This window comes from Sphingobacterium sp. UBA3549 (assembly GCF_002376635.1).
Taxonomy (GTDB): Bacteria; Bacteroidota; Bacteroidia; order Sphingobacteriales; family Sphingobacteriaceae; genus Sphingobacterium.
On sequence record NZ_DFOE01000007.1, the window covers coordinates 62582 to 87094 of the forward strand.

Genomic DNA, 24513 nt, shown 5'->3' on the forward strand with positions numbered 1-24513 from the left:
TTGGTTATTCAAATAATTTGAGTAGCTCTTCCTTACTGATCGATTTCATCAGGTTCGTTTCATCTAAAATGAGTCCTTCGGATATTCGTTTTTTACTTTCCTGAAGTGCTAAGATGTATTCCTCAACGGAATCCCGACACACAATCTTGTAAGCCATGACATGCTTGTCCTGACCAATGCGGTAACACCGATCGATTGCCTGTGCTTCGGCAGCGGGATTCCACCAAGGGTCCAAAATATAGACATAATCAGCCGCGGTCAGATTCAGGCCCGTTCCGCCGGCTTTGAGACTGATTAAAAACACACGGCATTCGTCCTCGTCCTGAAATCTTTCGACTGCATTTTGTCGCTGCTCCTGATTCATTCTGCCATCAAGGTAGGTATATGCTATTCCTTTCGCTTCGATGCGCTGAGCCACAAGTTTAAGCATGGAAGTATACGACGAAAAGATTAGAATCTTATGAGTTGGAGCCACTTCATCCATGATCTCGTCAATAAAATCCAGTTTTATAGATTCTTGCCCGAAGCCACCATCTTTCATCAAAACGGGCGAATTGCAAAGCTGTCGTAACTTTTGCAAAGCCTCGATGGCCAAAAATTTGGTTTTTGTGGCATTTGCACTATTCAGATTACTCTCTATCTCCCCCTTAAATATTTTCCTGACCTTATCGTATATCTTTCTTTGCTCCGGAAGCATATCCATATAAAGAATTGTTTCGGTCTTTTCAGGAAGATCTAAAGCAACCTGTTTTTTTGTCCGTCGGAGAATAAAGGGCTGAATCATCTTTTGGAGGCTACAGGTGGTCTCTTGAACCATATCCGTTCCTTTAGCACCTTTATATGCCCGATTAAAATTCCGATAATCTCCAAAGAAACCAGGATTGACCAATGACATTTGAGCATAAATATCTTGTATTCCGTTTTCAATTGGGGTTCCGGTCATTGCAATGCGATAATCAGCCTGAACCATTGACAGCACCTCAAAACGCTTCGAATTACGGTTTTTAACAGCTTGGGATTCGTCCATAATAAGATAGCTAAATTCCAAACTTGTTAAATATTCCGCATCCGTTAACATCGTTCCATACGTCGTAAGAATCACTGTGCCTTGCGAATCAAAAATAAAGCCTTCCCGCAGCTTCCCATGATAGACTTTCATTTGTCGATGAGGAGCGAATTTGTTGTATTCATTTGCCCAATTAAACAACAGGGAATTCGGGACTACTACTAATGCAGATTTCGCCAGAGCGTGCTGTTGATAATAATATTCCAGCAATGTTATAATTTGCAGCGTTTTCCCCAAACCCATATCATCGGCCAGAAGACCTCCCCAATGAAATTCATTTAAAAAGGCGAGCCAGCTGAAGCCTACCTGTTGATAAGGACGTAACTGTGCTTTTAAGCCTTTGGGCGGCTCCAAAAGAGGAATCTCTTCCAATGCAGCGAGTTTCTCACGACGTTCTCGAATACTATCTTGGATAATCTTTTTATCTATTCTATCCAAGGTCCTCTGCATAGACACAAGTTGAATTGTATTTAAGACCAAACAATCTTCTTCCCTCCTTGCTCCTAAAAAAAGTGGTTTAAAGATTTCTCGATCTGCGCGGCGAATAATACCAAAATCTCCTTCACCAACGCTAAAAACGCGATCTGTTCCCATGATCAAATCCTCAAATTCATCCATTGAAACTGGATATCGTCCAAATTTTGGCCCGAGTAGAATCGAACAATGATTATTGTCAAGACGAATGTTACGCACATGACAATTTAGAGGAAACGGATAATATGCAGTACCGCGCTGAAGATTTTCAATTTCAACAATAATATCATTGGTAGCACAGCTATCCATGAAATCATACAACCAAGTTGTATAGTCAATTTCTTTTATAGGTATCAACCAATTGTTTTGTAATTTGGTGTCTTTCAATAGCGAATGTTGTCCTTTAAAAAATTCCTGAAGACTCCGTTCTGTAACCTTATCCCGTTCAAAATATGCCAATTGATGCGGCTTCTCCTGTACGATCAGATTGCTATTGGAGTTGAGCAAATACCGCCCCTCTTTCTCGTATTCGACAAAAGCCGCAACACGAAGAAATTGATCAATTACAGAAATAGTAGCGATCTTTTTAAACGGTTTGAAGACTTGAGGAATGGCCCTATTTTCGTCTAGCCTATTCAATATGACGAGTTCCGCAATTTTTGATAGGGGTATGAGATAATCGTTCAAGAAGGCCTGAAAATGCTCTTTAAAAACAGTCAATTTATAGTTACACCGTCGGAATTTCTGCAATACATCAGCCTGCGTCAGATTATCAATAAATACAATTCCCTCATTGGATACTTTCAAAAAAAAACAATTTTCCTCCCCTAAAAACTCAGGACAATCGATGAGCTGATGGTTGTAATAAAGGCAAATTCGCATTATCAAATAACGATCCAGATCATTAATTTCCACTTTGAGTTCCAAGTTTCTTTGCGCTTTTATTACTGCTGCGTTCTCCAGCCTGCGTGAATTTTTTAAATTAAGCTGATGGGCATAACGATAGCGTTTAAATGTTTCTACGAAGTGTAATTTAATAGGGAACGGAGGATTCTCCAATAAGTCACGCCAGACCTGCATGATTTCCCATTGTTTCCGCTGGAAGTAATTAACATCTTCGTGGATCAGATCCTTTCTTTCTTCTCGAAGCATTTTATCTTCTCGTAAGATAGCTGCAAATCGCCGGCTGAATAATTCCAGGTATTGATCATAAGAATTTAAAGACATCTTTAAGTTACTTTCATCCAATAGATAAGAATGCGAAAAGGAACGAGCGTGTTTAAATTTGTAATGAAAAGGAAAAAAGACAGGCAGATCAAAAGCAGAAAAATTCGTCGTAACGAAGAAGTATACTTCATCTTTAAGTTGTAGATCAAGATATCCCTCCAAGTTTCTTTCCGGCAATCGAAATCCACGATCATAATCATCAGCATATAATCGATAAAATCGCCCATATTCGTCATTCGTTGCCGCAGTTACATTCGTGTAAGAATAGTACTCACACACCGTAAATGGAACTATCTTTTTCTTCCATTCGGGCAACTTATTAATTTCATCCTGATATAAACCTTTTAAATAATTGGGATAATCAGGGTGTAATTTATTCAATAACAACGTTGCTTCGTGTCTACAAAGTCCCGTGACATCTTCGCTACAAGAACAGTTAATACTGAGCTGATCCGCTGTCAGCTCAATAGCAACAGTAATACCCGAGAACGCTTTTGCCTGAAGTTCATATTTCGGTGGATAAGGACGTACCTGAATAACAATATCTTTTCGGTTTATAAATGAAATTTCATCAGCAGCATAATATTTTTTCAGGTAGTCCGGAGTCATTCTCCCTATACATCCATCTTCCCAAAAAATTGTTAGTGGTACACTGGAATTCCTTTTTGGAAGTATCTTATCTATTGCACGAATCTTGGCATCCGTAGCAATCAAATTTTGGTCAATTCCCATCATATCCTTTCGTTTATTTTATCTGCGATTTTAATTCCATATACTTCATGCTTTGATCGCACAAATCGACAAAGAAATCCTTAATTTCTTTCGCTTTCGATCTGAAGTATTCGATATCAAGTTGGGCCAGTTCCGGAGGAAGCTCATAGACCCTTCCTTTCATCTGTTTTAATAACTCCTCGTTCAAGCGTTTATCCAAATCGTCTTTTGGCCTAAAAAATTCCTTGACTTTTTTATCACAGATGCAAGTCCAATCCACCAGATCCGCCATAGTTACGTACATCGGTGCATAACCGATGCGTAGATAGAGATAACTGTAAAGGCCGATAGAAGTCAGCTGATTTAAAAATAACACAGCCAATTGCGGACTCGAAAGATTATCAAAAGCAAAAACATCAGTAAGATCTTGCATGAGTTTTGAATTTCGAGTCCATGAAATCGACGTCTTAGATATCATACTCTGCCAATCGACAGGCACAACCGAATAAGTTGGTTTATAACGCGGATGCCGGTAGAGAACAACAGATTCATTCCATATGGTATGGGAAAACCGGCTACCTTGGCTTAATTTTGTCTCCAAGAAGTCCGTATTCAAAAAAGCTACAACTGCAGTAACTTGACCGTAAGCGACCTTTCGAAAATGACAATGCCCCAATTTCTTTTTTATCACAACAAGGTAGATCTCGGCGTTTCCATTGTCCTGCTGTGGAAAATCAAACAGCCCTTTTCCATGGGCATCGCTGACATAATAATTGAGCAACATGATTTGCTCGGGATTATTTTCCTGACGGATCTGATGCAACACCTCCTGTACATCGCCCTGATAACGAGATGGCCAGGGGAAACTATGAAAATCTGCACCAACATTGACTTGCTCCTGTTCCTTCTTTTTGGCCAAATTGCTCTTTTCCAGTGCTGCTTGAGCAGTGGACTGTACTTTCACAAGTGCATCGTATTCGGCCTGTAAGGCTTCCATAAAGTAGCGGAACAACTTTTCTATCGCAGCCTGTAATACGATACAATGATCATATAGTTGCGAAGCATCGACGGCAGAAATATCCAGATCTCTGTTTTGATTAACAGCATTAAAAGAATTATCCAGTAATGCAAAACGCATCTTATCTTCGTCTGTCTCTCCCATAAAGGCAGATTTGAACATCGGGAAATGCGTATGCAGATTCCGAATCCGACTGTCAAGACTATGTACGTTATTGCATTTGCCCTCTACCATCACCTGAAGCAGCTTTAAATGACTTTCCAAACTTTGATGAACCATAAATAAAGCGCGCGGATAATTGGCTATTTCTGCAAATGTTTGTGCTCCGTGTAAACACTCCGCGGATACAGCAATCGCCTTTTCATAATACTTTTCAGAGAGATCCAATATGCCACGTATTTCCTTTCCTTTACTCATGAGTGAACTACTTCGCGCACAACTAAAAATCTCATGCTGAGGCAAGATCGCATAACAATAAAATAAGCTTCCGAGCTTTATTTTATTCTTCAATTCTGGCGCAAAAATCAATTCAAATGAAATGTCCTCCTGATCTATCAAGCACAACTCCACAATCGGTTTTAGCACTTTGTGTGAAAGCCCACTCACGGGTTTAAGCGTTAAAACTAAATGATGGCATTCCTTATCGAGAAATTGATATTTAACGAAAAAGGCACGATCGAGATCCATACGCTGGGAAAGCCTATCAATAATTAATCGGCTATTAATTTCCATACTAAATGATTTAAGGTTAAAAAATTAACGCAATAAAACCGCCCAACAGATCAAACTGTTACAGATCATTATTGCAAATAATCAATACTTAATTTGTAAAAAAGATAGTATAACATCCAAGGAGACTACATAGGGTTCAACACGTTTTAATATATAGACGTTCGCCCCTTGGCTTTTTAGGAAATACCAGCACCACAAATAAAAATGTATCGAAACTTTCATTTCTTGAAAGAGTGATGAGCTACTGCTGGTAATTTGATAGCTAAACACCTTGTAATCCTATCGTAGGGAAAACAATAACAACACAAATATATAGTTAATATATACAAATATATAAATTAACAGTTTTATAACAAAATATTTTTTTGAAATAACTTGGAAAACTTTACACCAACCCTGTAAATACAAATGCTAATAAAGCCCCTGAATTCACGAATTACAACGAGCAAGAGGCGAATTGTAAACAACCGATAGGTTACTTATATACTCTGTTATCTTTAGCAGAATAGATCTTTAGTAAGTGTCCTCTTTTTCTGCAAGGAACAGGTCAGTCCTTTATCTGAAGATAACCTTGGCACCAAGTATTGGCACCAGACCAACAAAAGACAAGTTATATTGGTTCCAGTTACAAAGAATTAACAAAAGCACCGAAAGCTTTATGCATGGGCTTAAGAAAGTATGAGTTCGTACCGTACAGATCTACCATGTCCTAATTGTTCAACTATCCCGAGTTCTTGCAACCTTTGCAGATCCCTAGTCGCAGTAGCTTTTGAGGTCCTCGTAATAGACATATATTTTTTTGCAGTCATCCCGCCAATAAAACCTTCAAGTCCCTGATCGAGCATCCGATTGATAACCTTCATTTGCCGATCGTTCAATAGATCACGATTTCTATCAAAAAATTTCGCTTTTTTTACAGTAAACTCAATAAGCTCTCTAGTTTCCTTTTGTGCCTCAAAAATTACTTTGGTAAAGTAGCTAATCCACCCTGTAATATCTAAACTAGCTTGTGCAATTTTTAAATTATCGTAATAAGTTTGTTTGTTTTTCTCAATAGTTTTTGATATCGACAACAGGACTGGAGACTTTAATGTATGCGACAGCGTATATTCGGCCAATGCTCTTCCAATTCGACCATTGCCATCCTCAAAAGGATGAATTGACTCAAAGTAAAGATGAATAATGGCCGTCTTGACCAATGCTGCAATGATATACTCTGACTCCTTAACTTCGTATGATTTAAACCAGTCTATCATTTGCTCCATTTCTTTTGGAACGACAGCAGACGGGGGAGCTTCATAATGAACAGTTTCTTTACCATATGAACCTGAAATTATCTGCATAGGCTCCTCGCCCGTACGCCATTTTCCAGCGTTGATTCGAGGAAATCCCGCCATTAATATAGCATGCCACCTCATTATAACTTCGACTGTCAGTTCAATACCGGCACTATCTCTTATGGTTGTCATTAATTCGGCGACCCCTTCAACTCTCCGATCACGAACAACGACATCACCTTGGATACCGAGATTTTTCTTAATTGAAGACATTACATCTTCACGGCTCATATACTCCCCCTCAATTTCCGAGGTCTTCATAGCTTCAGATATAAGCACCTCTACAAATGCTTGCTGTTTTAGCTCTGAATTCAGTCCTGTTAACAAACCGTTTACTGCTCCTATTTCTTGCGCAAATGCAATCGCTATGGATTGAACCTCTTCAATCCTATAGAAGAAATTAGGCCAGTCTTTATATTGCCAGTTATACATATTGAGCCGATTTAAAAATATAATCGGCTCAAATATAAGCAAAATTTGAGCCGATTAACCAAATTAATCGGCTCAAAGGAAAAATCATATTCATTATCTAGCGCTCTTAACAATATATTTACAGATTCAATAAAGCAAAATTACTTTCCTTTTAAATCTTCAAGATAATCACTGAAATAGGCTATTTTTCCAACGATTGCCTTCCATTACTTTAGCTTCCAAACCCAAAAGGCCTATGGAATTCAAGTACAAAGATTGGGATATAAACCCCGATTTCGAACATATTGAAACCTTAGATGGTAAACGACAAATCTTTGCATTACAGGACCATAAAGATGGTCGCTATACCTTATACAACAACAAGACAAAACAACGAATCGGCAACAAAAGCTACATGACCATCAATCCCAACGGGTGGGTACAACATAAAAATGAGCGCAATCGGGACGACGGCTATTTTATTGACATTGCTACGGGCAAGGAATATAAAGAATAAAAATATACCGCTCAATCTCAGCAAAAATTACCAAGATCAATTTATACCAGACAACATATATGCTTTAAGATTTATTAACCTTAAAGGAATACTGAGTTAGTAGCTTTGTGCAACTAAAACTGATCTTGTGAGCGAATTACTGATAGCATCATTGAAGCAGGGCGATCACTTTGCCATGGAACAGATTTTTAATTTGTACTGGGAAGCCATATTTGATGCCGCTTTTAAGAAAATAGGTGACGAAAATGTCGCGCAGGACATCACTCAGGAAATTTTTATCTCCTTGTGGGAAAATCGTGAACAAGTCATCATATCTGGCGGTTTGGCAGCCTATCTCCATGGTGCAGTAAAATTTAAAGTCATCAACCATTTTCGGAGTACGACGGTTAAAGATGGTCATAAAGCCGAACTAGCATCTTTAATGAACCAGCAATATGCAGATTCAGCCGATGACCTGCTGATCCTTAAAGATGCACAGCAAAAAGTTGAAGAAGCTTTAACGCAACTTCCCGAACGTATGCGATTGGTCGTCACCATGCGCCGAAAGCAAGAAAAATCGATTAAAGAAATTGCCAGCGAGCTGAATGTCTCCGTACAAACTGTTAAAAACCAGCTTACCTCAGCGATGAAACTGCTCAAAAAAAGTCTTTCTTAACTAGCCTTTCGACCTTTTTTATTAGTTAACAATAAATTCATATACTCCTAACATTTTCAGCTAGTACCATCTCGCATTTGAAGTGACATGTATTCAAATGACAGAAGAAAAAGCAAAGCAATTACTGCAAAGGTATTTAAATGGAGAGGCTACCGCCGCTGAAATCAAACAAGTTGAAGATTGGTATGCTCAACTGGATAATACTGACAAAAAAATCCCGCAGGAACGCAAAACCGCACTGCGTCAGCAATTGCTGAGCAACATCCAATCAGCCACTTCAGAAAATAAAAGTAAACGGCTTTCGCTGCGCTATTCTTCCCTTTTCAAAATTGCAGCTACTATTTTAATGATTGTTTCGGCAGGACTCGTTTATTGGACAGTGAACAATCAACCTATCGCAGCGTCTACACAGCTCGTCACGACAACCCTTGCAGATGAACATAAAAAGATTGTATTGGCAGATGGTTCGATAATTATCCTGGAACCCTCTTCAAAAATCAGCTATCCAAGTAAATTCGAGGGAAATATCCGTGAAATAGCACTCACTGAAGGGGAAGCCTTCTTTGATATTGCCCACGACGAGCATCGCCCATTTCAGGTACAGCTTGCATCCAAGCTAGCGGTTAAAGTATTGGGAACCTCTTTTCGGATAAAAGCCTATCAGGCTTCCGACCAAGTCGAAGTCACCGTTGCTACAGGTAAGGTTGCTGTACAGCAACAAGATAAGATCTTGGGTATATTAACCAAAAACCAAAGTCTACGGTACAGCAAAGAAACCGCACAATCTTCGCGTAGCGTAGTAGAAAAAAATACAGCTGTCGCCATTGCGTTTGATGGAACACCACTTAAGGAGGTCGTAAAAAGACTGGAATATATCTACAACATCGAAATTATCTTAAAAGACACATCGCTTTCCGCGCTAAAAACAACAGCCACATTTAATAGCACACAAGATCCGGCAGAAATACTGGATATCATCTGTAGTCTACACCACATTAAATACAGTACGATAGAGCAAGATAAAATATTTAAAGTCTACAAATAATGTCTAAAAATTTACCTAAAACATCTTAGTCACCATGCGTAATTCATTACCCAATTATCACAAAAAAATGAAAACACCTGCATTCAAGAGAGCATTCTCTTTTTATCGGATCATGAAGTATCCCTGCATCGCATTTTCGATTACTTCAGTATTCTGCAGTTCATTGATGGCCTCCCCAAGCCTGGCTCAACGTTTGGACAAAAGCAGCGTAAACATCAACATAAGCAAGGGCGAGAAACTCGATGTGATCCTTCACAAAATCGAAAGTCTTTCGGGTCTTCATTTTGTTTACAACCCTGATCTATTGCAAGAACGGAATACAGTCTTAAGCGGCAGTTTTAAAACTGAACCCGTTCGTTCTCTCCTGAATAAACTTGGAATCAGTGCGGTAGAAAAAGAGGACTATGTGATCCTGAACACGCAAGGAAACATCAAAGCAGATCGGATCGTCACAGGTTTTGTAAGAGATACACTGGGAGCTGCCATAGCAGGTGTATCAGTAAAAGTAGTAGGTACGCAGACTGGAACCACAACAGATGCAAAAGGAGCATTTCGAATCGAAGCAGGACCGCAAGCCGTACTTTCCTTTTCGATGGTAGGATTCCATTCTAAAGATGTTTCTGTTGCTGAAAATGAAGTTATAAATGTAACGCTAAGCGAAGAACGTTCCACCTTATCCGAAGTTGTTGTCGTAGGGTATGGAACGCAGAAAAAAGAAACATTAACTGGAGCAGTGAGCCTAGTATCACTTGATAAATTATCGTCTAGATCTGTCAACAGTGTTGGCGAAGTATTGGCCGGTAAATCACCAGGTGTTATTGTTACGAATGAAGGTGGTGACCCAACTTCAACGCCACGTATCAATATCAGAGGCGCCGGTGGTATCAATGGCGAGAGTGTACTCTACGTTATTGACGGTTCAATTTTCCTAGGCACCCCACAGCTCAATCCGAACGATATCGAATCTATTTCGGTCCTTAAAGATGCATCGGCAGCAATCTATGGTGCCAGAGCTTCTGGTGGTGTGGTATTGATCACCACTAAAAAAGGAAAAAAAGGACAGATGCAAATTAGCGTTGATGCCAAGTTAGGGCAACAAAGTGCTTGGCGAAAATTACAACCGCTAAATGCCGAACAACGGGCACAAGTAGCTGCAACAGCTGCTAAAAATGGTGGAACGACCATCCTTCCTGCTTTTGATCCAACGAAATACCCAGAGGGTCTAGTGACCAAAACAAACTGGATGGATGAAGTTTTTAGAAATGCTACACTACAGGATTACAATGCTGCAATTAATGGCGGTAGCGAAAAGTCTAACTTTTACCTGAGTTTTAATTACCGCAACGCCGAAGGTATCGTATTGAATACCAAAACCAAGCGCTATAATTTCCGTATAAATTCAGAACATCAACTTACCCCTTGGTTGAAAGTTGGTGAAAACTTATCCTATAGCAGTACCAATGGAAATGGTGCCAATACCAGCAGTGACTATACAGGAGCCCTACTTTCTGCCATTTATTATCCAACTAATGGAACCCCTTACAATGCAGATGGAAGCTTTGCTGGTCTACCGGGTCCATTCCCTGGCGATTACGGTGATATCATTAATCCTGTTGCCGAACTGATGCGCATCGACATCAACAATCCGGTCAATGTCCTTGTTGTCAATCCTTATGCTAGCATCCAATTGGCAAAAGGCTTAACATTCAGATCTAATTTAAGTATTACTAAATCGAATGCTCGATTTAAAAGCTTTACACCAAGACGTCCTGAAATAGGTAAACCGGTTTTGAGCAATAGTCTAGTTGAACGAGCTGATGATGCAAATGATATCCTTGCAGAACAAGTTTTAAATTACAAAACTTCTTTCGACAAGCATCAACTTGACCTAACCGGTGGTTATACCTTTCAAAAAACAAAGAACACCTATCTGTATACTTCCGGAGCAGGTTTTGACGATGAGTCCAAACAATACCGTTATTTAACAAATGCGAATACCATTCAACCTTCGGAAAGTGGCTATGCTTCAACAGCAATATCATCGCTATTCTTAAGAGCAAACTACAGTTATAACGACAAGTATTTACTATCGTTAATTGGTAGACGAGATGGTTCATCCATGTTGACAAAAGAAAATAGATTTAAAAACTACGCTTCTGCTTCAGCAGGATGGGTAATAAGTAAAGAAGAGTTTTTAAAATCAGTAACCTGGTTAGATCAATTAAAATTACGCGGTAGCTATGGTATTTTAGGTAATCTCGGTAGTTTATCAGCTGCAGCTGTTAACCCGCTACTAGCATCGACACAAAGTTATTTCGGCCAAACACCGACCTTACAAAAAGGATACGTACAAACGATTTTGGCCAACAAGAACCTCACTTGGGCAGAAAGTAAACAGACCAATATAGGTGTAGATTTGGGAATTTTCAACCATTTTAACTTAGTCGCCGATTACTTTATTAAGGAAACAAATAAAATGATCCTGACCAGATCACTACCAGGTACAGCAGGTTTAAATAGTCAAACGATCAACGCGGGTTTAGTCAAAGACAGAGGAATTGAGTTGGGATTAACGTACAATAGTTCAAAAAATTCCGACTTTACTTATTCCATCAACGCAACCTTAACCAAATTGAACAATAAAGTTAAAGAATTGGATGCGGGTTTATCAACAATAGCGGTGCCTACAAATTTCAGGAATGAATTGGCTCCGCTCTCTATTACTGTTGGTCAACCGCTCTACAGCTACTATGTGCTCAAAACAGATGGTATCTTCCAGAGCCAGGCCGAAGCTGATAATTACAAAAATGCCAATGGACAAAAAATTCAGCCGAATGCAAAAGCAGGAGATTTCAAATTTGTAGACATCGATGGCAATGGTTCAATCGGTTCTGAAGATCGTTATTTTGCGGGCAGTGCATACCCTGATTTCTCCTATGGATTGAGCTTTAATGCAAATTATAAGGATTTTGATTTCAATATTTTTGCTCAGGGTGTTCAAGGCAATAAGCTTTTCAACGCTATTAAAAGAACAACATATAGTGCAAGCGGACCTTCTTACAATAAGTTAACGGGCATTTTGGACGCCTGGTCTCCAGAAAATCCAAATGGTAAAGTGCCCATCATTTCCACTTCAGATGCAAATGGCAATTTTAATGCGTCCGATTTTTACATCGAAAATGGTTCTTACCTCCGCATTCGTAACGTCACATTAGGCTATACCCTCCCAAAATCAATTGCGAATAAATTTAAGATGGGCACAGTGCGGATATACGCAACGGCCAATAACTTATTCACCATTACGAAATATACAGGTTTCGACCCCGAGATTGGAATGGATAACAATGGTCTTGACGTGGGACGTTACCCACAAGCCAGAAGCTTTATTGTTGGTTTAAATGTCAATTTTTAATCTTAAAAAAATGCCGATGATATATATTCATCAGCCATTAAAAAAATAAAACGATGAAAACAAATGTAAAATACCTTGCAATAGCAGCAGTAGCGCTTTTTGCATCGTGCAATAAACAGTTAGATATAACACCAGAGGGCTCTCCCTCGGCACAGAATTTCTGGAAAACGGAACAAGACGCGATCAAAGCAGAAGCCGGGATGTACGAAAAGTATAATGAAGAGGATTATTACGGTCGTGGGATGTTTTGGTTTATTAATGCCAGTGACGACATGGTGACGGGACGTAACAAGCCCGAAGCCGACAATATCAAAAACTTCAACCGCAATTACATCGGCGGTGGTTATACCGAATCGCAATGGAGCATGCGTTATGCGATTATAAAAAGGGCCAATGATATTATTATCCATGTTCCCAATATCAGCATGGATGAAGCGCGAAAAAAACAGATCATTGGCGATGCCTATTTCAATGCAGGTCTGGTTTATTTTCAATTAGCGGCAAACTATGGTAACGACAAGGCAGGTGTGCCTATTGTTACTCCTGAAACAGATGCTTCCGTTCCGGTAGCCAGAGCCAACAACGTTAACGAAAACTACGATTACATCATTTCACTGTTATTAAAAGCGGCCGACAACCTTCCTTATTTTTCGGAAATGAAGGATACCGATTACGGTAAAGCGCACAAGACAGCAGCATGGGCCTATTTATCAAAAGTATATCTGTACAAAAAGGATTATACCAATGCGGCCAAATATGCAGATATGGTGATCAATTCGGGCAAACATGAATTATTGACCAATTTTGTGGATGTGTTTAAAGCTGCCAACAACTGGTCCAAAGAATATATCTGGTCGGTGGTCTGTACGCCAAATGGTGGTGGTACTGGCTGGGGAAGCAAACTTCCCGGTGTGATGTTGACCAATAAAGCCTGGGGAATCTACAATGGCTGGGGCTACTATCTGCCGACAAAAGAACTTTACGATTCTTTTGAAACTGGGGACTTGCGTCGTGAAGCAACCATCTTAAAACCGGGCGACAAATTCCAGTTTTTTGGCGCAGAACGTACATTTACAAAAGATGGTGGAGCGACTTCAAACTATCAGTTTAAAAAGTATATGGAACCATTTTCATACGCCAACCCGATTCCTACACACGTCAATCCAAATGGCGACAACGGAACAACAGATCTCAATGTACCATTGATGCGTTATGCCGAAGTATTATTGATTAAAGCTGAGGCAGCCATTAATTTAAATGGTGCTGGGGCCGGTGATACTGAATTAAATAAAATCCGTAAAAGAGCGGGCTTGTTGGCAAAAAGCGGAATGGGTCTTACGGATCTAAAACGCGAACGCCGCAATGAGCTTGCGGGGGAATGGGCAGACCGTCACCGTGATTTGGTCAGATGGGGTGATGCGCAAGCGACCTATGCCAAACCTTTACACGATTTCGATGGTGCTGTCATTTGGCCGGCTAGAAATTTCAATCCGCAAGTACATGATGTTTGGGCTGTTCCACAACGCGAGATCGACAATAGTTCCGGTGTCATTAAACAAAATGCAGGATGGTAAAAAACACTAAATTCATGTGGCTGCTATTTGCCGGCCTAAGCATTCAGTCGGTTTCTGCCCAGCAGAAACTGACTGCCAATGCAGGACATAGTCATAATGATTACAAACAGCAAATCCCGCTATTAGAGGCTTACTATGCAGGAATGGGATCAATAGAAGCAGACGTCTTCTATCGCGACGGAGAGCTTTACGTTGCCCATGAAAGCAGCGAAATCAAAGCAGGGAAAACATTAAAAAAATTATACATCGATCCCTTGGTTACTTTCTTCAAGGAAAATGGCAATAGGCCCTACGCTAAGCCTGAGCAAACATTACAGCTGGTAATCGATATTAAGGAAAACTACGAAGAGGTATTGGCTAAATTATTGGCCGATTTGAAAGGCAACGAATCTATATTCGATCAGCAGAAAAATCCTTATGCCATTAAAATTGTCGTCAGCGGTGAAATCCCGCCGCCCGAAAAGTTCGACAATTATCCATCGATGATTTATTTTGATGGCCGGCCGGAAAGAAATTATACGCCAGCACAGCTCAAACATATCGGGATGATCAGCCAGGATATTAAGCAGTATTCTGTCTGGAATGGTAAAGGAACACCTACGCCACCCGACCTTGAAAAAATGAGATCTGTGATAGACAAAGCGCATAAATTGGGAAAAAGCTTTCGCTTCTGGGCAACCAAAGACAGCCCCAATAGCTGGAAAGAGCTTGGTCACATGGGTGTGGACTGGATCAATACAGATCATCCTACGGCGCTCAAGAGTTTCTATTTAAACAGCGCTAAAGTCGAATACGCAAATCCAAAGGCCTACGTTCCCTATCAGCCAACCTATAGAAATGATGGTGCAAGAAGTAAGGTCAAGAACGTTATTTTACTTATCGGTGATGGGATGGGTTTGGCTCAAATACAGGCGGGTTTAAGTGCCAATTTTGGTCAATCTAATATCATCAATATGAAGTATATTGGTCTTTCGCGCACCGAAGCATCCAATTCGGATTTTACCGACTCTGCTGCAGGAGGAACTGCTTTGGCGACAGGGCACAAAACAAATAATAGGTACATCGGTGTGGACGCCAATGGCAAACCGATCAGTTCGATTCCAGACACACTGGCTCAGCATGGAATCAAAAGCGGTATAATCAGTGCCGGAGATATTACCGATGCTACCCCTGCGGCATTTTATGCGCACCAGATCGACCGGACTATGTCACAGGAAATTGCAGCAGATTTCAAAAATAGTCATGTGGATATTTTAGTGGGTTCGCGTCGCGAAAGCTTTGTTAAAAACAAGGATAACACGCTGATGAAGCAACTGGCGGCAAAAGGTTATCAGCTTCAGCAAAATTTAGATGATTTCGAAAAAGCGACATCGGGTAAGCAGCTGGTGCTCCTGGCGGATTCTGCGACACGAAGAATACTCGATGGACGAGGAGAAATGTTAAAAACTTCGCTCTCAAAAACGATTGAGCTTTTGTCTAAAAATGATAAGGGCTTCTTTATCATGGCCGAGGGTGCACAAATTGACTATGGAGCCCATGCTAATGATCTCCCTTATGTTGTTACCGAGCAGCATGACTTTGACAGGCTTGTGGGAGAAGCCCTTAAATTTGCCGATCAAGATGGCGAAACGCTCGTTATTGTCACTGCAGATCACGAAACTGGTGGACTTTCCCTATTGGATGCCAATTATAAAAAAGGAACGATAAGAGGAAATTTCAGCAGTGATGACCACACCAACATTATGGTGCCTGTTTTTGCTTATGGTCCCGGCGCACAGCAGTTTATTGGTATCTACAACAATACAGCAGTTTTTAAAAAGATTATCCAGGCCTATCGATTGAAATAATCGATTTGAAGCCTTCATACAACGCAAAACCCCTCGGGGTTTATACCGAGGGGTTTCATTTTTATATGGGATCAATGTGCATGGTCGACTTGCTCCGGATCGCCTGCTTAGCACAGCGACTTTGAAAGCTATTGCGCTTTAATCTTCAGTTTATGGGGATTAAATTGCTTGGCACTTATCTGCCAACCAGTTCTTTTCCTCCGCATTAAGATGCGTTGATAACTGATCAAAAACCCATTGATTATAATTATTCAACCAGGCAATATGTTTCTTATCCAATAGGGACTTCTCGATCAAATCAGTTGCGATATAACATATCGTTAATGTCTCAAAGTCCAGAAAGTCGCCAAATTCAGAAGAACCTGCTTTACGGGTCAATACTAAGTTTTCAATACGGATCCCATGTTTGCCTACACGGTACAATCCAGGCTCTATTGAAGTAATCATGCCAGGTTCAACCGCAACATCGATTGCCGCCGGGTTAAACACCTGAGGCCCTTCATGCACATTCAGAAAAAAGCCTACCCCATGTCCGGTACCATGCCCATAGTTGCGTAACGTTTCCCACAATGGACGACGGGTAATTGCATCGATCTGATAGCCGCGCGTTCCAGTCGGAAAAATGGCCTGAGAGCCTTCTATCGTTCCTTTGAGCACCAATGTATAATCTTCTTTCTCTTCTTGGGTCGCAGCACCCAGGGTTACTACCCGTGTAATATCTGTTGTGCCCGTTTGATATTGACCTCCAGAATCCACCAATAGCAAACCCTTAGGCTGTAAGATATAGTTTGATTTTTCATTCGCCGAATAGTGCGGTAGCGCACCATGGTCCAAATATCCTGCAATTGTGGTAAAAGAGACGTCAACAAAGCCCTCTTGACTTTCGCGCAACTCGCGCAATTTATCTGCGATAGATAATTCGGAAAGTTCACCGGAAGAAACATTTTCTTCCAACCACTTAAAGAAACGTGTCAACGCTACCCCGTCTTTTACAAACGTATGGCGATTATTTTCAATTTCAACTGTATTCTTAATGGCTTTTAAACTCGTCGAAGGGTTCGTTTTCTCAACAATTTTAACCTGTTTAGGTACGCTGTCGAAAACGGCAAAACAGGTACGTTTGGGATCAATAAGAATTGATGCCACATCCAATGTTGAAATCGCTTTAAAGACATCTTCATAGGGCGCCACACGCACTCCATAACCTTTCAGTTGCTCCGTCGCCTGAGCGCTTAGCTTCGATGGTTCGATATAAAGTGTAGTATCTTCGGTTGTGATCAGTACAAAGCCCAAAACAACAGGGTTACAGGGCACATCCTGACCACGGATGTTTAACAACCAGGCCAGGTCATCCAAAGATGAAATCAGATGCGCCGCCGTTCTATTCTTTTTCATTTCGGCACGCACAGCTTCAATTTTAGAAACGGTAGATTGTCCTGTCGTATCTTCATTCAATAGATAAGCCCTCGCTTGGGGCAGCGCTGGACGTCCTTCCCATAAGGAGGACAGCAGATCAACATGACCATCTACTGTAATCTCCAAAGGCTCCAAAGTATGCTGAACAGATTGGGCCACCAATAAAGAAGCGAGATTGCCGTCAAAAGCAACTTTAGCGCCAGCACCCAGCTGCTCTCCCAACCAATCAGCGTACTCCGCGGCTCCCTGTGCTTTCAATTTCACCAGTTCAAAACCTGTTCCTGCCAACTGCTCTGCCGCCTGAACAAAGTAGCGCGAATCTGTCCATAGACCAGCAAAATCTTGCGTGATAGCCAAAGTGCCTGCGGATCCTGTAAACCCCGATGCCCACGCTATACATTTGTAACGTTCTGGTAAATATTCACTAATATGAGGGTCTGATGACGGGATAATATAGCCGTCGATTCCTTGAACCTTCATCGCCTCACGAATAGCAGCTAATTTTTCGATATGCTTCATGTCGTTTATACAATTTTATGCAAGTTAGGATTTTTTAGGGGCGAATGCCTAACTTTAAGCCAAATAAAACAAACGAATACAGCGAACGCTTTCCCCTAAAAATAGGCAGCGTTCAAGTCATCATGATAAATCCAACGAAATATCCATGATTGCCAGCACGAACGTAGATAACCGTGTTTGTGTTTGGTCGAATCTAATTCAGGATATGAGGATATACCATAGGACAATAAAAAAATAGGATATATGAACCAATTTGTGCTAAGTACTATAGCTTTTTCCACTTACGCGTTAACGACCGTTACCACTCCACTATTTGCACAGGATCTTCGCAGTAAAATCCAGGATGCTTTTACACAGTTTCAAAATCAGGAAAGCCTCAGGAATGGTTTGAGCTCACTGATCGTTTTCGATGGAAAAACAGGACAAACGGTTTTCGCAGCAAATGAAAATATCGGACTGGCGACCGCCTCCACCATGAAAGTAATCACTTCGGCAACAGCGCTAGATTTCCTGGGCAAAAATTATCAGTTCAAAACCACCTTGTATTATACCGGTGAGATTGACGAAAACGGTGTGTTAAACGGAAATATTATTGTAACAGGCACGGGTGACCCCACCCTCGGCAGCGCCCGCTATCCAGAGACTCAAGCAAAAACGATACTGAACAAGTGGCTTGCAGCAATCCAAAATGCCGGTATCAAAAGTATTCATGGTGCCATCATCGCCGATGACAGGCTTTATAATGGTAACCAGCTTCCGGGCGGGTGGATCTGGACCGATATGGGGAACTATTACGGTGCGGGAATTTCGTCACTCAATTGGTGTGAGAACGCCTTTGGCGTAAATTTCAGTCCAAGCAATAAGGTTGGCGCCAAAGCGGAGATCGTGAGCTATACCACTCATGTTCCCTACCTGGAAATTATCAATGAAACAACTACGGGTAAAACAGGCAGTGGCGACAATGTTTATGCTTATTCGGCGCCATATTCAACCAAAATTTTTATACGTGGCTCTTATGGACAAGATCTCAAAAAAACAATTGAGCTATCATCGCCCGATCCGGCTTATGATCTCGCTTATCAATTGAACGACATCCTAACCAATAGTGGCATTGTGGCTCTTGAGCCTCCCGCTACAGGTAGAAAGATGGATTCAGTAGATGTCTCTAAGAAGCAGACGTTAGATATTCACCTCTCCCCGACCTTAGACAAAATTGTCTACTGGTTTAATCAAAAAAGCATCAACCTCTACGGAGAAGCCTTATTAAAGGCAATCGCGTATACGACAGCGGGTAAAACCGGGACTGATGATGGGGCGTATTATATACAGAAATATTGGAATGCAAAATTAGGCATCAAATCGGGCGAACTCAATAACATGGATGGTTCGGGCCTATCGCCTCAAAATCGAGTGACCACATCAGCCATGAATAAGATCATGCAGTATGCCCAAAAGCAAAGTTGGTATCCTGCTTTTTATGAAAGTCTTCCCACCTATAACAATATGAAGATGAAAAGCGGAACAATTGGCGGCGTTCTTGGTTATACAGGTGTGCATACCAATAAGTCAGGACAGTCGTTCACTTATACGTTGCTGGTCAACAACTATTCGGGACCTGCTTCTGGTATGCGGCAGCAGATGTTTAAATTACTGGATGTCCTGAAGTAACATATTATTGTCTAATAATAATAAGATATTGGTAAAAATTTCCAATTATCAAAAAGAATGATAGATTTGTAGCCTTAAATTAATAAAATCGTAATGAGTAACACTAATCGTAAACAGGCAGCATTAAATTACCACTCTATGGGTAGACCTGGTAAAATAGCTGTTGTTCCGACCAAACCAACAAATTCGCAAAGAGACTTATCGTTAGCATATTCTCCTGGTGTAGCGGAGCCATGTTTGGCTATTGCTGAGAACAAAGAAGATGCTTATAAATATACCGCAAAAGGAAACCTTGTTGCCGTTATCAGTAATGGTACAGCAGTATTGGGTTTAGGCGATATCGGTGCCCAAGCTGGTAAACCAGTCATGGAAGGTAAAGGTTTATTATTCAAAATTTTTGCTGACATTGATGTATTCGACATCGAAGTGGACACCAAAAATGTGGATGAATTCGTCAATATCGTTAAAGCTTTAGAACCGACCTTCGGAGGTATTAACCTGGAAGATATTAAAGCACCGGAATGTTTTGAAATCGAACGTCGCCTAAAAGAGGAAATGAATATCCCTGTGATGCACGATGACCAACATGGTACGGCAATCATCTCAGGTGCAGCATTGATCAACGCTTGTGAAATTATCGGTAAAGATATTTCTAAAGTTAAAATTGTCGTCAATGGTGCCGGGGCTGCAGCGATGTCATGTACAGCAATGTATATCTCGGTTGGTGCAAGCAAGGAAAATATCGTCATGCTGGATAGCAAAGGTGTTATCCGTAAGGACAGGGAAAATCTGGATGGTATGAAGGCACAGTATGCGACCGATCGTGATATACGCACCTTAGCAGACGCGGTAAAAGATTCGGATGTATTTATCGGCTTATCTGCAGCGGATGTTATGTCGGCGGACATGTTGTTATCAATGGCTCCCAATCCGATTGTATTGGCAATGGCAAATCCAAATCCTGAAATTGCTTACGATTTGGCCATGGCGACACGTAACGATATCATCATGGGTACTGGTCGTTCTGATTATCCAAATCAAGTGAATAACGTATTGGGTTTCCCATATATCTTCCGTGGCGCGTTAGACGTTCGTGCAACTTCCATCAATGAAGAAATGAAAATTGCGGCAGTACGTGCCATTGCTGACTTGGCGAAACAACCTGTTCCAGAAGAAGTTAATCAGGCTTATAACACCAATAACTTAAAATTCTCGGAAGAATATATTATTCCAAAGCCTACAGATCCACGTCTGATCACAGAAGTTTCTATGGCTGTTGCAAAAGCCGCTATCGCATCAGGTGTAGCAAAGACCGTAATAGAAGATTGGGATCAATACAGCGATGCGCTACGTAAACGCCTGGGTAAGGACGACGCCATCATGCGTAACCTGACCATGGCAGCGAAAAGGGATCCGAAGCGTGTTGTTTTTGCGGAAGCAGACAATTACAAAACACTGCGCGCGGCACAGATTGTCAAAGAAGAGGGCATTGCGGTCCCTATTCTTTTAGGCCGAAAAGATAAAATCGAACGCCTAATTAAAGAATACGCTTTTGAATTGGACGGTCTTGAAATCATCGATCCCGTTGCTGAAGTAGATGGTGAAACAGAGCGTTCTCAGAAATTCATTGAGCATCTGTACATCAAAAGACAACGTCGTGGTATATCCAAATACGATGCCCGTAAGTTGATGTATGACCGCAACTATTTTGGAGCCTCTTTAGTGGAATTTGGCGAAGCTGATACATTAATTTCTGGGATGACCAAAAATTACGCGAATACGATTCGTCCGGCATTGCATGTGATTGGTGCTAAACCAGGAAGTCGCGTCGCAGGTATGTATATGATGTTAACCAAAAAAGGGCCAATTTTTATGGGGGATACAACGGTGAACGAAGATCCAACTGCACAAGAATTGGCCGACATCACCTTGCTTCTGGATAAAGCCGTTAAGCGCATGAATATCCAGCCACGTATCGCTTTATTGTCGTATTCTAACTTTGGGTCAAGTGAAGGAAAAACGCCTACAAAAGTCAGAGCTGCAGCACAGATTTTACACGATCAATATCCTGATATCATTGCTGAGGGTGATTTACAAGCAAACTTCGCGTTAAATAGCGAAATGTTGACAGCAAACTTCCCTTTCAGCTATTTAAATGGAAAATCAGCAAATACACTTGTGTTCCCTAATTTAGAATCAGGCAATATTGCGTATAAATTATTGCAAGAAGTTGGTGAAGCGGAAGCTGTAGGCCCGATTCTTTTGGGTATGAACAAACCAATCCACGTATTGCAATTGGATAGCTCTGTACGCGAAATCGTCAATATGGTCACCATTGCCGTCGTAGACGTACAGACACATCTTAAAAATTTATAGAATAGCTTAAAATCTTCCTATATTCGTATACTATGTACGAATATTTCAACGGAAAATTAACATATAAAGCCCCCACTCACGTTGTTATCGATGTGAGTGGGATTGGCTACTATGTCCACATCTCTCTTTATACCTTTTCTCAAATCAAAGATCAGGAAAACTGCAAATTATTCATTTCACTTCAAGTTCGGGAAGATTCTCATACACTGTATGGCTTTGCAACTGAAGGTGAGAAAAAACTATTTGAAAATTTGATCTCTGTTTCTGGGATTGGCCCCAATACAGGTCGTATGATCCTCTCGTCAAACACACCAGATGAGATCCAGTCTGCCATTGTTAATGGCCAGGTTGCACTGATTCAAAAGATTAAGGGAATTGGTCCTAAAACAGCACAACGTCTTATCTTGGAACTTCAGGATAAATTAAAGAAACAGGGATTCGAAGCTTTGGCAACATCTATTCAGTCCCAATCGATACCAGACGAAGCGCTATCCGCACTCGTTATGCTCGGGTTCAACAAAGCCGCGGCAGAGAAAGTATTAAATACCATTCTAAAAACAGAAAGCAATCTTTCTGTAGAGGATATGATCAAATTAGCACTGAAACGTCTTTAATACATGTACGTTTTTGCTGAACGAATCCAACAACAAACATCAGATCACAGAGATACGTACTGCTTATGCTGTAGCGAAAAAGACATAAAGGAACCTTAGCGTTCCTTTATGTCTTTTTCCTAACCTCGGTTTTGCAATACTTCGCGCCCTATTAACGGTTCACTTTTGGGACAGCACCACGGTAATGAGTACCACTTTTCCACCAATAATATTGCATGGAGGGCTTCTCTGGTAGCGAACATATATAGATAGCGCTTACATATCGAAGTCTTCTTCAAGCATCTAAAGCAACGCTTAAAAGTATCGACATTCGTCGAGACTTCTGAAAATCCAATAATGATCTAGATCTGGACTTCACTGATCGGTATATTACTATTCAAATACCTGCATAGGAAGGTCAATTTTTTCTTAAATAGCTAGAGTTAATCAGTACACAAATGGGTAGTTTTTTTATTCCTTAGTTATTATTAAAGTTTAATTTTATAATTTTAACATATAGCTTACCCCTATTTTAGAGCTAATTATAAACTAAGACAATTAAATTATGAAAAAGAAACTAAATTGTATTGCTTTGATAGCATCATTTTTGGTTTTAATTACCTCCTGTTCAAAAGATCTCGTTCCAAGTGGAACTGTTGAGTCTAACTGTGGACTTAAAGGCCTAAAGACATACACATTCAAACCTACGAGATCAATCTTTCAAGTTTTGGGAAGTACAATCGGCAATAATGTGATCCAGTTATTGATCAATCCAAGTCCTAATGGCGTATCTGATTTTATCGCACAAAATGTAGGCACATTTACTGCCAGTGATCCAGGTGTGCCGATTTACTATACTGCAAAATAGCTAAAAGATAACTCGACGTTTAGAATTGACCATTAAATATATTTTATGATGACGAATACAACATATAGAGAAAAGAGTTTAGGGATTTTAAGTGTATATTTACTAATGGCATGCTTCTTATTCTCATGTAAGAAAGATACTCCAGATGTTCCTGAGAAGAAAAATGAAAAGTGGAGAACCCAAGCTAAAACTGACAGTGTGGGGAATCAATACTATGTGGTTAATACACTGGACAATACATTAGAGATTAGAGTCGATAATAAGGATGGGAAGACGATCTTTTCAGAAGTTTTCCCGACTATTGATTCTACTGAAATACCTAGTGACATGCGCAATTTGATTTTTTATTTAGTTGCTCCAAATAGATACATCAATAGTAATAATGCCACCCTATCACTAAAAATATTTCTTGATGGTTTTGAACTTCAAAAAACATATGTACAGCTTCTGGCAAATATCGATCTAGACAGGAAGAAATTTTACACTAAAAAGTATAAGGTAGAAGAACCTTTAGACTGGGCCTACGTTGGTCGCGACGATGCTCTAGTCCAATGGTATGGAAATTCTTTGCTAGTTAGGGAAGGGACGGATAAAGACCTTAACCGGGGTGGCGGTTTTATGGGGCTTGGGCAGCGGGGCACGCAGCTGGTCTGTTATGAGCGAGATTTTTCCATTCGTTATACGAAGGATATAGATGCTTCTGATGCTTACTATCCTTCTGGTAATTTATGGAATATTCCTATTAACAACTATGAATATATGCTGTTCTTAAATGACGGCTATGTAGGTCGGATGCAAATAGTCACCAGTGTCGAGGATAAATGGGCTGGAAAGCAGGCTGTGATCTGGCGAGATAACCTAAAGGAGACAAATAATATTCCGGCAGATTATTCTATAAAAATTACTGATTATAATATTCAGAATAATGTGGTAAGTGCTAGTTATAATATCTATGATGAAAAGGGGCAGTTAAAAGAGAAGAGAAGCCGAAAATGGGCAATAAGTAATGGAATGCCACTTGGTAGTTAGTCTTCAAATAAATAGAAT

At 40.5% G+C, this 24513-nt stretch carries 15 protein-coding genes; 11 read left to right on the forward strand and 4 right to left on the reverse strand.

From position 1 onward, the window contains the following. Positions 1–4: 4 nt before the first annotated feature. The 3 genes from B2W36_RS04400 to B2W36_RS04410 all read right to left on the reverse strand — a co-directional run bounded on the left by B2W36_RS04400 (position 5) and on the right by B2W36_RS04410 (position 6997). Positions 5–3502, reverse strand: coding sequence for a DEAD/DEAH box helicase (locus B2W36_RS04400; protein ID WP_293886548.1), 3498 nt, complete (start codon positions 3500–3502; stop codon positions 5–7). A 10-nt stretch (positions 3503–3512) separates the two neighbouring features. Next, positions 3513–5228: a hypothetical protein gene (locus tag B2W36_RS04405; protein ID WP_293886549.1), complete on the reverse strand. Its 1716-nt coding sequence runs from the start codon at positions 5226–5228 to the stop codon at positions 3513–3515. 668 nt (positions 5229–5896) lie between these two features. After that, on the reverse strand, positions 5897–6997 hold the full coding sequence (locus B2W36_RS04410; protein ID WP_293886550.1) for a Fic family protein: 1101 nt from the start codon (positions 6995–6997) through the stop codon (positions 5897–5899). 235 nt (positions 6998–7232) lie between these two features. On the opposite strand from B2W36_RS04410, the gene B2W36_RS04415 reads away from it, so the two are divergent. The 6 genes from B2W36_RS04415 (at position 7233) to B2W36_RS04440 (ending at position 16026) form a co-directional block, all read left to right on the forward strand. Further along, positions 7233–7493, forward strand: a complete 261-nt coding sequence (locus tag B2W36_RS04415) for a hypothetical protein (protein WP_293886551.1) — start codon at positions 7233–7235, stop codon at positions 7491–7493. A 127-nt stretch (positions 7494–7620) separates the two neighbouring features. Further along, complete coding sequence (locus tag B2W36_RS04420) at positions 7621–8148, forward strand: RNA polymerase sigma factor (protein ID WP_293886552.1); 528 nt, start codon at positions 7621–7623, stop codon at positions 8146–8148. A 97-nt stretch (positions 8149–8245) separates the two neighbouring features. Next, the gene (locus B2W36_RS04425) at positions 8246–9193 is read left to right on the forward strand and encodes a FecR family protein (RefSeq protein WP_293886553.1); all 948 of its coding nucleotides are present in this window, start codon (positions 8246–8248) and stop codon (positions 9191–9193) included. Between the two features lie 67 nt (positions 9194–9260). Further along, positions 9261–12605, forward strand: a complete 3345-nt coding sequence (locus B2W36_RS04430) for a SusC/RagA family TonB-linked outer membrane protein (RefSeq protein ID WP_293886554.1) — start codon at positions 9261–9263, stop codon at positions 12603–12605. 53 nt (positions 12606–12658) lie between these two features. Then, positions 12659–14179 carry a RagB/SusD family nutrient uptake outer membrane protein gene (locus B2W36_RS04435; protein WP_293886555.1) on the forward strand — a complete coding sequence of 507 codons (1521 nt, stop codon included), beginning with the start codon at positions 12659–12661 and terminating at the stop codon, positions 14177–14179. Further along, positions 14173–16026 (forward strand): alkaline phosphatase, encoded by a 1854-nt coding sequence (locus tag B2W36_RS04440; RefSeq protein ID WP_293886556.1) that lies wholly within the window; start codon positions 14173–14175, stop codon positions 16024–16026. The genes B2W36_RS04435 and B2W36_RS04440 overlap by 7 nt, the downstream gene beginning before the upstream one ends. 159 nt (positions 16027–16185) lie before the next feature. Here B2W36_RS04440 and B2W36_RS04445 read toward each other — a convergent pair whose 3' ends face one another. Then, positions 16186–17961 (reverse strand): aminopeptidase P family protein, encoded by a 1776-nt coding sequence (locus tag B2W36_RS04445; RefSeq protein WP_293886557.1) that lies wholly within the window; start codon positions 17959–17961, stop codon positions 16186–16188. 243 nt (positions 17962–18204) lie between these two features. Here B2W36_RS04445 and dacB point away from each other — a divergent pair, with 243 nt between their 5' ends. The 5 genes from dacB (at position 18205) to B2W36_RS04470 (ending at position 24495) form a co-directional block, all read left to right on the forward strand. Further along, positions 18205–19629, forward strand: a complete 1425-nt coding sequence (dacB, locus tag B2W36_RS04450; protein ID WP_293886558.1) for a D-alanyl-D-alanine carboxypeptidase/D-alanyl-D-alanine endopeptidase — start codon at positions 18205–18207, stop codon at positions 19627–19629. A 93-nt stretch (positions 19630–19722) separates the two neighbouring features. Further along, on the forward strand, positions 19723–22005 hold the full coding sequence (locus tag B2W36_RS04455; RefSeq protein WP_209578701.1) for an NADP-dependent malic enzyme: 2283 nt from the start codon (positions 19723–19725) through the stop codon (positions 22003–22005). A gap of 32 nt (positions 22006–22037) precedes the next feature. Beyond that, on the forward strand, positions 22038–22619 hold the full coding sequence (gene ruvA / locus B2W36_RS04460; protein ID WP_209578702.1) for a Holliday junction branch migration protein RuvA: 582 nt from the start codon (positions 22038–22040) through the stop codon (positions 22617–22619). A gap of 544 nt (positions 22620–23163) precedes the next feature. Continuing rightward, positions 23164–23466, forward strand: a complete 303-nt coding sequence (locus B2W36_RS04465) for a hypothetical protein (protein ID WP_293886559.1) — start codon at positions 23164–23166, stop codon at positions 23464–23466. A gap of 45 nt (positions 23467–23511) precedes the next feature. Continuing rightward, positions 23512–24495 (forward strand): hypothetical protein, encoded by a 984-nt coding sequence (locus B2W36_RS04470; protein ID WP_293886560.1) that lies wholly within the window; start codon positions 23512–23514, stop codon positions 24493–24495. The last annotated feature ends 18 nt before the right edge of the window (positions 24496–24513 follow it).